We start from the raw sequence: 12,038 nt of genomic DNA on the forward strand, positions 1-12,038 counted from the left end.
AAATAATCATTTAAAATTCAATGAGTCAATAAAGAAGCAGAGATGCTTTATTGATCCTTTTCCTTCAAATACGTAAAATGATTAATCAAGATCCTGATTTCGTTGAATTCAAAGTGGTTTGGGAGCGCATTTTTCCATTCCGTTAAGGTTTCCTTTGCATCTTTATAGAAAAGCTCTTCAAAAGCTTCGATCTTATCAGAGGTAATCACTCTGGAAATATCCAGCACCCCCTGTTCGGCAAATTTCGCCAGGTGCCCGATCACCGTTTCTTTAACCAGGCCTCTTTCCAAAGCAATCTCGGCGATGGTTTTTCCCTGCTCAAACAACTGGAATGTGAGAACCTGGGACGGAACTTTGGCAATCTTCATGCTTACTTCCTGGTTGTTCTTTTCATCCAGCAATCTGGTTTCCAGCAAATGAATATCTTTCAGGCTGTTCAGGTACTCTTCAATATCTTCCAGCCATATCCGGAATTCTTCATTATACTGCTTCAGCCCTTTGGTTCCTTTGATCTCCGCGTAAAAATCCTTCAGCGGATTAAAGACTTTATCCCGGATCCCGGTAAAGAAGAAATTAACCGCTCCTTTGGTTTTGCTTTCAATCTCCGACCATTCCTCTTTCTGTTCAATAAAATTATTGACCTTCTGCGAAATGACCCGTTGGAGTTTTTCGTAAATTTTTCCAAGGTTTACAATTTCATGCTTCAGCTGAAGATACAGCTGGTTGGTTTTTACATGGTCGATGCTTTTGGTAGCCACCGACAGCCTGTTCCACTCCTCCACTTCATTTAAAAACCATAAGCAATCCAACGTACGAAGGACTTTTTTGATGCTGTAATCGTATTTTTCGTTATTGAGGATGGCTTCCACTTTATCATTGGCCACTGTATCGCTATGGAATGACAGGATCCGGTTATCTTTGAAAATAACTTCCGGCGTGATTCTGGATTTTAAGACAATTCCTTCCAGGGTCCGGCAACGTGACAATGCCACGTACACCTGACCGGCCGTAAAACTTTTTCCGGCATCAATAATAACCCGGTCAAACGTAAGCCCCTGGCTTTTATGGATGGTTACCGCCCAGGCCAGCTTGATCGGAAACTGCTCGAAACTTCCCAGGACTTCTTCCTTAATATTCTTATCGGTATCCAGGAAATATTTTTTCTGTTCCCAGACCTCCCGTTTTACGGTAATTTCCCGTTCGCTTCCGTCGAGGATCACTTTAATTTCGTTTTCATCCAATGCGGAAATTTCCCCCAGCTTGCCGTTGAAATACCTTTTTTCCCCGGAAATATCGTTCCGGATGAACATGATCTGGGCGCCGATCTTCAGATCTAGGAACTGCTCGTTCGGAAACTGGTTTTCCCTGAATTCCCCGAACAGCTTGGCTTCATAGGTCTTGGCCGTTACTTTGATTTCTTCCAGTTTTTCCTGGTTGATGTCATCCGCCATTTTATTGTGCGAACACAGGTAAACATAAGGCTCATCTTCCGAACTGAAACCCGGATCGTATCTTTCATTCAGCTTTTCAAAATCGATATTGGCTACGTCGCCGTCACGGATGGCATTTAAGATCGCCAGGAAATCCTCATCGGACTGCCGGTAGACTTTGGTAAGCTCAATGGTGATCAACGGAATTTCCTTGATTGCGTGGCTGTCGAAAAAGAATGGGGAATGATAATACATTTTTAAGATATGCTCATCCCGAACCACCGGCGGAAGCTGATAAAGATCCCCGATAAACAGCATCTGTACGCCTCCGAAACGCTGGTTGTTTCTTCGGATAAACCTCAGGGAGAAATCCATCATATCCAATACATCGGCCCTCAGCATCGAAACCTCATCAATAATGATGATCTCCACTTCGCGGAGAAGCTTCAGTTTATCTTTCCGGTATTTAAAATGCGGCATCAGGTCAGCAATATTGTTGGCCATACTGGTGTCGATCCGCTCCGTGGTCGGCAAAAAGGTCCTTAAGGGAAGCCCGAACATCGAATGAATGGTAACGCCGCCTGCATTGATCGCTGCAATCCCGGTGGGAGCAACGACAATGTGTTTTTTTCTGGTGCGTTTTACAAAATCATTAAGGAAAGTCGTCTTTCCCGTTCCTGCTTTTCCCGTTAAAAATACGCTTCGGTTGGTATGTTCTATTAATTCAAAAAAATGATTGTTCATCGTCGTCAAAATTACGGAAATGAATCTTAAAAACCTTACCTTGGCATAAGTTTTGAGAATTTTGAAACAGATTAATTTATTATGTTAAAAACGATTCCGCACGTTTCCGCTGTCCTGTTGGGTTTTACTTTATTGTTGGCTTCCTGCGGCTCTACGAAAGAGGTGGATGCCAACCTGCCGAAAGATATATCGGAAAGACCTGTTGATGAAAGCAGCCAGAAATATGAGCAGGCCCAGCTGGACCAACTGAGGGCTTCCATCGAATCTGAAGTAACCAAAGAAAAATGTACCAACGCCGGCGAATGGGCTTTTGCACCAATGGGAGCGAAGGCATGCGGCGGTCCCCAAATGTATATTGCCTATCCGAAAAAGATCGAAACGGCTATTCTGGAAAGGATTAGCGACTACACGGCTAAAGTAAAAGCATTTAACCAAAAGTACGGCGTTATGTCTGACTGCATGATGGTAACTGAACCTAACGGAATCAGATGCAGTAACGGAAAAGCAGAACTGATCAACCCGTAACACATTAATTTATATAAAATTCCTACAGGATTTTTCACTAAGGAAAAAAAGCATTGCTCGAATAGCAATGCTTTTTTGTGAATAGTCAATTCCATTGAGTAATGGTGAATATTAATCTTAAGTAAAATTCACTTGTGAAGCAAAATTCACCATTCACTATTGTTCACCATTCACCTTAACGTTTTCCTTATACCAGGAAGAATATTTTACATAATTGTCTGCAATCCGGTTTACCTCTCCTTCAAGAAGCTGGGAATTGATATCTTTTATTTTCCGCGCCGGGACACCGCCCCACACTTCCCCTGATTTGATATGGGTTCCCTGGGTTACTACAGAACCGGCACCGACAATTGAATTTTCCTCCACCAGGCAGTCGTCCATGACAATGGAACCCATCCCGATCAGAACATTGTCCTTGATGGTACACCCGTGAACAATCGCATTATGGCCGATGGAAACATTATTCCCGATATTCAGCGGGTGCTTCTGATAGGTACAGTGCAGCATGGCGTTATCCTGAACATTCACTTTGTTTCCCATTTTGATGTAGTGAACATCGCCGCGGATGACCGCATTGTACCAGATGCTGCAGTCTCTTCCCATGGTCACGTCGCCGATAATGGTCGCCGTTTCTGCTAAAAATGTATTATCCCCTATCTGTGGCGATTTTCCTAAAAGTTCTTTGATCAGAGCCATATTTTTATTTGATATTTTGATAATTTATTAATTTGAAATCGGTTTGCAGGGCTTGCCTTAGTTTTCGACCTTTAAATGATGCCGATAGCAAAAATCTAACTTACGATGCCTGTCTTCTAATTTCTAATTGCGTATTTTTGTATCTCAAATTTAAAGAAAAAATGCGTACTATACTTATAGAGCCTACCGAAAACCCGAAAGTGATGAAATTTGTGGCGGATTATAACCTGATCCCGGGATCTCTGGAGCTCGACAGAAATTCAGATATTGCAGAAATTCCCCTGGCACAGGAACTTTTTAATTACCCTTTTGTTGAAAAGATATTTATTACCGCCAATTTTGTGGCTGTGGCCAAACAGGATACGGTAGAATGGGAACATGTAGCAGAAAGCCTGAAAAACGTTATTGAAGACGAATTGCTGGCCAACCCGAGAATCTATCTTCAGAAGAAAAAAGAGCTGTATCAGATCTATGCGGAAATGACGCCCAACCCGAATGTGATGAAGTTCGTTTCCAATAAATTACTGCTTGAAGGTTTTGTAGAGGTAAAATCAAGGGAAGGGGCGGATGGCGTACCTTTGGCGCAGGCTATCTTTAAGGAATTTGATTTTGCCAAAGAAGTTTTTATCTCTGATAATTTCGTGGCCGTAACCAGAGACAATTCTGTGGAATGGCATGAAGTAATGATGGCTGTTCGCGCACTGATCGCAGAATATCTGCAGAACGGTGGCGAAATTTCCAATGTCGAAGCCCAGAAGCATGAAAATCCGGTGGAGAAGATCATCAACAGGGATTATACCGATGATGAGCAGAAAATTTCAGATATCTTAAATGAATACGTAGCTCCTGCGGTAGAAAACGACGGTGGAAAAATTTCCTTAATGGAATATGATCAGGAAAGCAAAACTGCAAGGATGCTGTTACAGGGTGCGTGCTCAGGATGCCCAAGTTCTACAGCTACGCTGAAAAACGGAATTGAAAACATCTTAAAACAATTCGTGCCGGATCTTGTGGAAAGAGTGGAAGCCGTAAACGGATAAAAACACAGGCAACCGGATAGTAAGTAATTATTCATAATTACTTACTATCCGGTTGCTTACTACTTATATGTTATGAAAGGAATTTTATTAGTAAACCTGGGATCACCAAGGTCAACGGCAGTAGAGGATGTAAAGGAATATCTGGATGAATTCCTGATGGATGAGCGGGTAATCGATTACCGCTGGTTCTTCCGTGCGCTGCTGGTACAGGGAATTATTCTGAAAACGAGACCAAAAAAATCAGCCGAAGCCTATAAAACAGTGTGGACGGATGAAGGTTCGCCTTTGATCGTTATCACCCAGAAAATCCAAAAGAAGCTGCAGAAGGTGGTGGATGTTCCGGTGGAAATCGGGATGAGATACGCCCAGCCGAGCATTGAAGCAGGAATTCAGAAACTGGTGGATCAGGGTGTTTCGGAAATTGTCCTTTTTCCGCTGTATCCGCAGTACGCAATGAGTACGACAGAAACCGTTATTGAAAAAGCGGAGGAAGTAAGAAAAGAGAAATTTCCGAAAGTAAAGATCATTTACATTCAGCCTTTCTACGACAGGGATATTTATATCAATTGCCTTGCAGAAAGCATTAAAGAAAAGCTTCCCGAAAATTTCGACGCCTTACAGTTTTCTTATCATGGAGTTCCGGAAAGGCATATCTATAAAACCGATCCTACAAAAACCTGTAATCTTAACGACTGCTGTTCAAGAGAAAGTAATCCGAGCCATAAGTTCTGTTACCGTCACCAGTGTTTTACCACAACCAATAAAGTGATTGAAAAGCTCGGTATTCCTAAAGAAAAAACCATTGTATCATTTCAGTCGAGGTTAGGAAAAGACAAATGGATAGAACCGTACACCGACGAGACCCTGGAAACCATTCCGGGAAAAGGAGTGAAGAATTTAGCCATCGTCTGTCCGGCTTTCGTATCGGACTGCCTGGAAACACTGGAAGAGATTTCCGTGGAAGGAAAACATCAGTTTACCCATGCCGGAGGAGAAACCTTCCATTACATTCCTTGTCTGAATGATGAGGACCGATGGATCGGAGTGGTGAAAACGCTGTGTGAAGAAAAGCTTAGTGAATTTTATTTAGTATAAGAGCAGCCTCCGGAAACGGAGGCTTTTTTATTCTACCCCCACTTCAATCAACACTCTTTAGCTGAAAAATCGTTTTTTTTCAAACAAACCCCTTCTGTTTTAAAATAATTTTATAAAATTTAAATATTTTCATTATTTTTACCCCATCAAACAAGATCATCAACCTTAAAATCAGAAATGATGAATGCAACTGTCGAAATCCTGAAAAGTAAAATTGAAAATTTCAATCCTGAAATGCTGGAAGCTTTTGCACAAATGATGGAAAAATTTGAATCAAAAACACCTATCGCAATCTCTCCGTTTCATCTGGATGAAATTTTATACCGGATTCAGTTTCACAATGAAAATCCTGCCACCAAGCTGGATTTCTATGAGAACATAACAGAGCTTAAAAAATATTGTGCTTAGCATGAAGGTACTGCTCTCTTCCATTGCCAAGAACGATATCAGGCTTTTAATGCGGGTTTTTAATGCGGAGAAAGAAAAAAAGGGAAATGATTTCCCGGAAAGCCTGAAAGAATCCATTGACGGAATTCTGAAAAATCATCAGGCAAAAGGCAGCGAAATTTCAGTAATGCCTATGCAGGATTTTCCGGTAAACATCCACTACATTTTCGAGGATGAAGAAAACCTGCTGATCACTGCTGTTTTTAAAACCTAATCGGTTCTGACTATTATTATATTGAACCTCACAGGAAAATTCCTGTGAGGTTTTTAGTGTATGATATTAAAATAAGCTTCATAGATTTTAAAACCTATGAGGTTTGTATGAGTTTGGATTATAAGATTAGTATTACCTGACCGGCGTCCTGAATTCCCCGTAGCCCATCAGCCCGTCATAATTCCTGCCGAATGGCGCATAATATAAAAAGGCCTGATAAAGGTTCTCCGTTTGCCAGAAATTCCCGTTGACTTCACCGAAGTTCAAAGTTCCGTCCGGGTTTTTAGTTGCTAAAATATAGTTGTAAAACCCCTGTTTCAGATAAATCCTGGCAACATATTTTTTAGTGGCCTCATCATACTGCATCTGGTTTTCTCTGGCCGGCAAAAAATTATTAAATCCTCCCAGCACATAAATTTCTTTATCCACCGGCTCGGAATCCAGTGAGAAATGCACCCATGAATAATCGGCTTCCCGGGCAGCATCCCTTTCGCGGCCCAGATCGTTTCTCCGGTAATACCAGGCTCCGTTTACATCCGGCTGATACTGGTAATTCAGAGGGAAAGCCCAAACCGGATGAAGGTAGGTCTGGTTTACTCCGTCGATCTGCTCGGCTGCACGGACCATATCCGCAGCCATGTTCATGTTTTTATTGTCGAAATAGTAGAATTCGTTATTTCCCGGGAAAACCAGCGACATCTGCTGGAAAAGCAGCTGATTTCCCAAAGTAGCGCTCGGCCTTAAATTTCTTACCGTTATATTGGGATTGTTGTTCTGCATAACGTTCAGCGTCATGGAATTCACATTGGATGATAAATCCCCGCCTGCCGGGACGGCCTTTACTTCCACCCGTTGCTGCGCTTCGGGATTCCGTGCATCAGCAAACCGGGAAACCCCTACGGCCAGAGTAGCTCCGCTTTCCACCAGGTAAAACCTTTTTGTAAACAGGGGTTTCTCTGCAGAATCCTTATAGACAATCAGCTCAAAATTCCCGGAGATCTTCGGCTGGATCTTGTCATTCGGGAACGTCAGCGTATAATGGGTATAAGCCTGCAGCGTATTAAAGGAATACTGGAATTTATCCAGCAGTCCGTTCATGCTTCCGTTGGCAATTTCCGTAAAAAACAGATTATCGTCTTCCCAGTTGCGGTTGTAATGCTTAATGGTATAGCGGTAGATTTCACTTGCATTAGTAAGGTCGTCAAAACTCAAAACCAGCTGCTGCCCGAAATTAATGACAGGCGTTTCATCATTCGTCTGAGGATTAAAAAGCTGAATACTCTGGATGTTCTGCCCAAAGACCAGGCCGCTTACCGAAAGTAAAAGGATTCGCAATGTTTTCATTATGACGAAGATAAAGAAAAATCATTTAAACCGTGAAAAGAAGCCGTTTTTATTCATTAAAAGTTCATTAAAATTTTCAATCTGGACATTTGTACTTACCTTTGTTTCTAATAAAATATTCAGCGTATGCTTCAGATCCAAGGTTTCGTATTCAATTTTGCGAGCGAAAATACCTATGTCCTTTATAACGAAAATAAGAAAGCGTGGCTCTTCGATCCGGGAAACCGAAATGAAGAAGAAACAAAAGCCCTTGAAAATTTCATCCGGGAAAAAGAATTAACCATCGAGAAAATCCTTCTGACCCACGCCCATATTGATCATGTTCTGGGTCTGCAGTGGGCGTTTGACACGTATCAGGTTCCTGTAACCATGCATGAGGAAGATAAAGAAGTCCTGGATATGTTTCAGGTAAGCGGGATGAGGTTCGGGCTGCAGCTTGAGCATATTGATGTTGAAATCAGTTATGTAGCTGAAGGGGACGAACTGGATTTTAACGGGGAGATATTTAAAATCTATCACGTTCCGGGACATTCTCCGGGAAGCATAGTATATCATAACAAAAACCAGAAATTCATGATCTCGGGCGATGTTCTGTTTGAAGGCAGCATCGGCAGAACCGATCTTTACAAAGGAAACTACGAACAGCTGATCGACGGTATTAAAACCAAACTGCTTATTCTTGATGATGACACGAAGGTTTTTTCCGGACATGGAAATCCTACAACCATCGGCTTTGAAAAGGAACATAATCCGTTTTTAAAGTAAGAGGGAATTCGGCAGGATGAAACATCTGCTTTCATCAACAGGACATAGCCTATTCGATAACCAGCTGTATTAATCGATTGGATGGGGGAAGCTGGAGGTCGGAAGTTTTTCCGATCAATATTATAATCAACCGCCCTAATTTCCGAATCGTATTACCTATTAGCGATGATTTTTGTTTGAAATCTTTAGCCTTAGCGCTTATTATTTTATTAAACAATTGAAATTAATTAAATACCATTGCATTCATGTTATAAACAAGACCGCCGGATTTTTCTGGCGGTCTTTCAATGATATAAAATTTGTCTTAGAAATCCGAGGTAATAGAAGCCCTCACGGCAGCTCCCATAACCGGTCTTGCCATGCGGATATCTGCTCGGGTTAACAGAGGAGAACTCGGGTCGCCTTCTCTTAGCCCGGTCATGTTAAAAATAGTTATTCCGAGTTTATGAAAACTCTTTTGAACAATAAGGTAAATGCCGATCTGAGCCCTGAAAAGGAATAAAACCGAAGGTGAGTTTCTGATAATTCTTTTATAAACTATTGTGGATAAGTCTGAAGAAGTAATATAAAAAATCTAATATACAACAATTACTTATAAATTATTAATATCTGATTATCAATTAATTAAATCAATTTACCAACCTGATATTCTATCAATACTTACCCACAATACAGTGTGGATAAGTTTGTGGATAAGTTTTCAACATTCGGTAATTGTTAATAAAAAAAGCTGCTCCGAAGAACAGCTTTCTATATTTTAATTAGAAGATTAGAATTATTTCCATTTGATATTGCAGCCCATGCTCGGTTTCTGGATTTCTTCCTGCGGCTCACCCAATAAAAGATTTTCAAAAGCGATGATCAGGTCCTCACCGGTTACTTCCTTGTGGTTTCCGGGTCTCGAATCATCCATCTGCCCTCGGTAGATCAGGTCCAGTTTCTCATCGAAGAAGAAGAAATCCGGCGTACAGGCCGCGTCATAAGCTTTGGCGATCGCCTGGCTTTCATCGTACAGATAAGGAAAATCGAAATTTCTTTCAATCTGGAATTCGATCATTTTTTCCGGAGCATCGGCAGGATACTTTTCTACATCATTGGCGTTGATCGCAATAAACTCAATCCCTCTTTCATTATAATCTTCATACAGTTCGTTCAGCTTATCGATCACATGCAGAACAAACGGGCAATGGTTGCACATAAAGATCACCAAAGTTCCTTTTTCTCCTTTCAGATCATCCAATGACTGAATTTCATTGCTTTTAGACGGGTTCGGCAGCTCGAAAAAAGGAGCCTTGGTTCCCAGTTCAATCATATTTGAAGGCGTATTCATAACTTTTTTATTTAAGCACAAAGATAAAAATTTCTTTGATTATATGGTTAAGGAAGATGGATGCGGGAAGTTTCTCCTTATTATTATGATCAGGTATTAACTATCTGATGAAATCTATTTAAAATTCTGACTTATCAACCTGCAGTTAGCCTTATTCAATAATCAACTAAACAAATTGGATACGGTCAAAATTTCCAGCATCCATTCTTCCAGCGTCCACTCTATTTAAAAAGTTAAACTTTAAATTTTATTTGGAACTTATATTCAAAAGTTTGTAGTTTTGCTAACACTGTTAGACAAATAAAAAATCATGGGTTTACATGAACGCCGCCAGAGAGAGAAAGAAAATATCCGTACCAGTATTCTGGACGCGGCATTTTCCCTGGCTAAAACCGAAGGGTGGGCTTCACTTTCCATGAGGAAGATTGCCGATGCCATTGAATACAGCGCGCCGGTAGTCTATGATCATTTTGAAAACAAGGAAGCCATCCTTTATGAGATTTCGTTGAATGGGTTTCACTGCCTGCACATCGAACTTTTGAAGGCCCAGCAGGCTCACGACACACCTGAAGACAAACTGAAGGCGATTGTAGATGCTTACTGGCAGTTTGCTTTCAAAAACAAAGAATATTATCAGCTGATGTTCGGGCTGGGGATGCAGTGCAGCGGAAAAGGAATGATGAAACAGGAGTTTTCTTCATTTCAGGATATGCTATATGAAGGGACACTGGAAATCATTAAGAAGAAAGGATCAAACCCGGATAATGCCTGTCACTCTTCCCATGCGCTTTTTTCAGCAGTACACGGACTGATTTCCATTATGATGATGCGTAACGATGATATTCCTTCTACAATGAACAAAACCACTTTAGACGAAACGGTTTCGGCTTTTATTAAATCTTTGTAAATTTTTTTTAAATTAAAAATTAACACCGTTAGGAATATTAACGCCCAGTGATTAACAAGAGCTTTGATTATTTAAGAAAGCAAAATTTAATTTTTTTATCTTTATAATTAACACTGTTAGAAAATATAACACATTATAATTCATCTCTATCATAATTAAACTTATTAAAAATTTTTCATCATGAAACCAGTTATCTGAATCAGCATTTATTCTGTATATTTTTTAACTTATATATTAACACTGTTAGGAAATATAACATAAGTCAAATTAAAAACAATTGCATTAAATCTAACACAACATTAAAATTTAAACTCAACATGAAAATATTTGGAAAAACGAGGATGATCGTGCTCATCTCCAGCCTTATCCTTCTTCAGAACTGTACCCAGGCGGCAGAAAGTTCCAACGCTGCCTTACCTGCGCCGGAATTGCCTGTCTACTCCGTAATCACCTCCCCTGCCACGGTTTATCAGGAATTCCCGACGGCACTCGAAGGAAAAAACAATGTGGAAATCCGTTCGCAGGTTGACGGCTACCTGGATAAAATCTACGTGGAAGAAGGTGCTTATGTAAGAGCCGGACAACCTCTCTTTAAAATCGATTCCCGAAGCTATGGCGAACAGATGAATATGGCAAGCGCAAATCTGCAGGCTGCGAATGCAAATATCCAGAAAGCCAAAGTGGAAGTTGACCGGCTGGAGCCGCTGGTTGCTGCAAAAGTAGTTTCAGACGTACAACTGAGAACGGCAAAAGCCAATTACACAGCTGCTGTAGCGGCTGCATCACAGGCAAGGGCATCGGTGGGAAGCGCAAGGATCAATGTCGGATTCACCACCATTACCGCTCCGGTAAGCGGTTATATCGGAAGGATTCCCTATAAGAAAGGAAGCCTGATTTCAAGAACCGACCCTAGCCCATTGACTTTATTATCAGACACCAGTGAGATCTACGCTTATTTTTCTTTAAGCGAACTGGATTTTATTGCTTTTCAGAAGAAATATCCCGGAGCTACTTTAAATGAAAAGCTGAAAAATATGCCGATGGTGGAACTGGTAATCGCCGACAACAGCATTTATCCTGAAAAAGGAAAGATGAGTATCGTTGACGGACAATTCGACAAAACCACCGGAGCCATCAGTGTCCGGGCCGTATTCCCGAATACCGGGGGAATTTTAAGAACCGGAAATACCGGGAGGGTCCGTATGCCTCAGCTATTCGGTAAAACGCTGGTTATTCCACAGGAATCTACCTATGAGATTCAAGATAAGACCTATGTTTATGTACTTGGAAAAGGGAATAAAGTCACCGGAAAGCCTGTGAAAATTTCAGGGAAGACCGACAGCTATTACTTTATTTCCGAAGGGCTTGCTGCCGGAGATAAAATCGTATTCACCGGATTGGGCGTCCTGAAAGACGGGGTTTCCATAAAACCGAAAGCCATTTCATCCGACAGTCTTCTGAGAGCAAGACCTTTATAACCGTTTAAATATCCCTGTCATAA

The 12,038-nt window shown here is 41.1% G+C and carries 12 protein-coding genes; 8 read left to right on the forward strand and 4 right to left on the reverse strand.

Annotation, left to right across the window (positions count from 1 at the left end; all coding sequences use genetic code 11):
• Positions 1-47: 47 nt before the first annotated feature.
• Positions 48-2,174, reverse strand: a complete 2,127-nt coding sequence (locus tag FY557_RS01790; RefSeq protein WP_149245574.1) for a helix-turn-helix domain-containing protein — start codon at positions 2,172-2,174, stop codon at positions 48-50.
• A gap of 81 nt (positions 2,175-2,255) precedes the next feature.
• Between FY557_RS01790 and FY557_RS01795 the strand changes: the two genes are divergently transcribed.
• On the forward strand, positions 2,256-2,699 hold the full coding sequence (locus tag FY557_RS01795; protein WP_149245575.1) for a hypothetical protein: 444 nt from the start codon (positions 2,256-2,258) through the stop codon (positions 2,697-2,699).
• Positions 2,700-2,855: 156 nt separating this feature from the next.
• Here the strand turns inward: FY557_RS01795 and FY557_RS01800 are convergent, their stop codons facing one another.
• Positions 2,856-3,395 carry a gamma carbonic anhydrase family protein gene (locus FY557_RS01800; protein WP_149245576.1) on the reverse strand — a complete coding sequence of 180 codons (540 nt, stop codon included), beginning with the start codon at positions 3,393-3,395 and terminating at the stop codon, positions 2,856-2,858.
• A gap of 161 nt (positions 3,396-3,556) precedes the next feature.
• Here FY557_RS01800 and FY557_RS01805 point away from each other — a divergent pair, with 161 nt between their 5' ends.
• From FY557_RS01805 to FY557_RS01820, 4 genes are all read left to right on the forward strand, one after another.
• Positions 3,557-4,435: a NifU family protein gene (locus FY557_RS01805; protein WP_149245577.1), complete on the forward strand. Its 879-nt coding sequence runs from the start codon at positions 3,557-3,559 to the stop codon at positions 4,433-4,435.
• A 72-nt stretch (positions 4,436-4,507) separates the two neighbouring features.
• Positions 4,508-5,530 (forward strand): ferrochelatase, encoded by a 1,023-nt coding sequence (gene hemH / locus FY557_RS01810; protein WP_149245578.1) that lies wholly within the window; start codon positions 4,508-4,510, stop codon positions 5,528-5,530.
• A gap of 177 nt (positions 5,531-5,707) precedes the next feature.
• Positions 5,708-5,938: a hypothetical protein gene (locus tag FY557_RS01815; RefSeq protein ID WP_149245579.1), complete on the forward strand. Its 231-nt coding sequence runs from the start codon at positions 5,708-5,710 to the stop codon at positions 5,936-5,938.
• Between the two features lies 1 nt (position 5,939).
• Positions 5,940-6,191: a hypothetical protein gene (locus FY557_RS01820; RefSeq protein WP_149245580.1), complete on the forward strand. Its 252-nt coding sequence runs from the start codon at positions 5,940-5,942 to the stop codon at positions 6,189-6,191.
• A gap of 132 nt (positions 6,192-6,323) precedes the next feature.
• On the opposite strand, the gene FY557_RS01825 is transcribed toward FY557_RS01820, so the two are convergent.
• Complete coding sequence (locus tag FY557_RS01825; RefSeq protein WP_149245581.1) at positions 6,324-7,535, reverse strand: type IX secretion system plug protein domain-containing protein; 1,212 nt, start codon at positions 7,533-7,535, stop codon at positions 6,324-6,326.
• Between the two features lie 126 nt (positions 7,536-7,661).
• Here FY557_RS01825 and FY557_RS01830 point away from each other — a divergent pair, with 126 nt between their 5' ends.
• Positions 7,662-8,300, forward strand: a complete 639-nt coding sequence (locus FY557_RS01830) for an MBL fold metallo-hydrolase (protein WP_149245582.1) — start codon at positions 7,662-7,664, stop codon at positions 8,298-8,300.
• A 775-nt stretch (positions 8,301-9,075) separates the two neighbouring features.
• On the opposite strand, the gene FY557_RS01835 is transcribed toward FY557_RS01830, so the two are convergent.
• On the reverse strand, positions 9,076-9,630 hold the full coding sequence (locus FY557_RS01835; RefSeq protein ID WP_149245583.1) for a thioredoxin family protein: 555 nt from the start codon (positions 9,628-9,630) through the stop codon (positions 9,076-9,078).
• A gap of 310 nt (positions 9,631-9,940) precedes the next feature.
• Here FY557_RS01835 and FY557_RS01840 point away from each other — a divergent pair, with 310 nt between their 5' ends.
• Positions 9,941-10,537, forward strand: a complete 597-nt coding sequence (locus tag FY557_RS01840) for a TetR/AcrR family transcriptional regulator (RefSeq protein WP_149245584.1) — start codon at positions 9,941-9,943, stop codon at positions 10,535-10,537.
• 317 nt (positions 10,538-10,854) lie between these two features.
• Complete coding sequence (locus FY557_RS01845) at positions 10,855-12,015, forward strand: efflux RND transporter periplasmic adaptor subunit (RefSeq protein ID WP_149245585.1); 1,161 nt, start codon at positions 10,855-10,857, stop codon at positions 12,013-12,015.
• Positions 12,016-12,038: the final 23 nt, after the last annotated feature.

It is taken from the genome of Chryseobacterium sp. SN22, assembly GCF_008329705.1.
In the GTDB taxonomy this organism is placed as follows: domain Bacteria; phylum Bacteroidota; class Bacteroidia; order Flavobacteriales; family Weeksellaceae; genus Chryseobacterium.

Bases quoted from the DNA above. Each gene is read 5' to 3' on its own strand.
- FY557_RS01790 (WP_149245574.1), bottom strand. From the start codon at position 2,174: ATGAACAATCATTTTTTTGAATTAATAGAACATACCAACCGAAGCGTA.
- FY557_RS01795 (WP_149245575.1), top strand. From the start codon at position 2,256: ATGTTAAAAACGATTCCGCACGTTTCCGCTGTCCTGTTGGGTTTTACT.
- FY557_RS01800 (WP_149245576.1), bottom strand. From the start codon at position 3,395: ATGGCTCTGATCAAAGAACTTTTAGGAAAATCGCCACAGATAGGGGAT.
- FY557_RS01805 (WP_149245577.1), top strand. From the start codon at position 3,557: ATGCGTACTATACTTATAGAGCCTACCGAAAACCCGAAAGTGATGAAA.
- hemH (WP_149245578.1), top strand. From the start codon at position 4,508: ATGAAAGGAATTTTATTAGTAAACCTGGGATCACCAAGGTCAACGGCA.
- FY557_RS01815 (WP_149245579.1), top strand. From the start codon at position 5,708: ATGATGAATGCAACTGTCGAAATCCTGAAAAGTAAAATTGAAAATTTC.
- FY557_RS01820 (WP_149245580.1), top strand. From the start codon at position 5,940: ATGAAGGTACTGCTCTCTTCCATTGCCAAGAACGATATCAGGCTTTTA.
- FY557_RS01825 (WP_149245581.1), bottom strand. From the start codon at position 7,535: ATGAAAACATTGCGAATCCTTTTACTTTCGGTAAGCGGCCTGGTCTTT.
- FY557_RS01830 (WP_149245582.1), top strand. From the start codon at position 7,662: ATGCTTCAGATCCAAGGTTTCGTATTCAATTTTGCGAGCGAAAATACC.
- FY557_RS01835 (WP_149245583.1), bottom strand. From the start codon at position 9,630: ATGAATACGCCTTCAAATATGATTGAACTGGGAACCAAGGCTCCTTTT.
- FY557_RS01840 (WP_149245584.1), top strand. From the start codon at position 9,941: ATGGGTTTACATGAACGCCGCCAGAGAGAGAAAGAAAATATCCGTACC.
- FY557_RS01845 (WP_149245585.1), top strand. From the start codon at position 10,855: ATGAAAATATTTGGAAAAACGAGGATGATCGTGCTCATCTCCAGCCTT.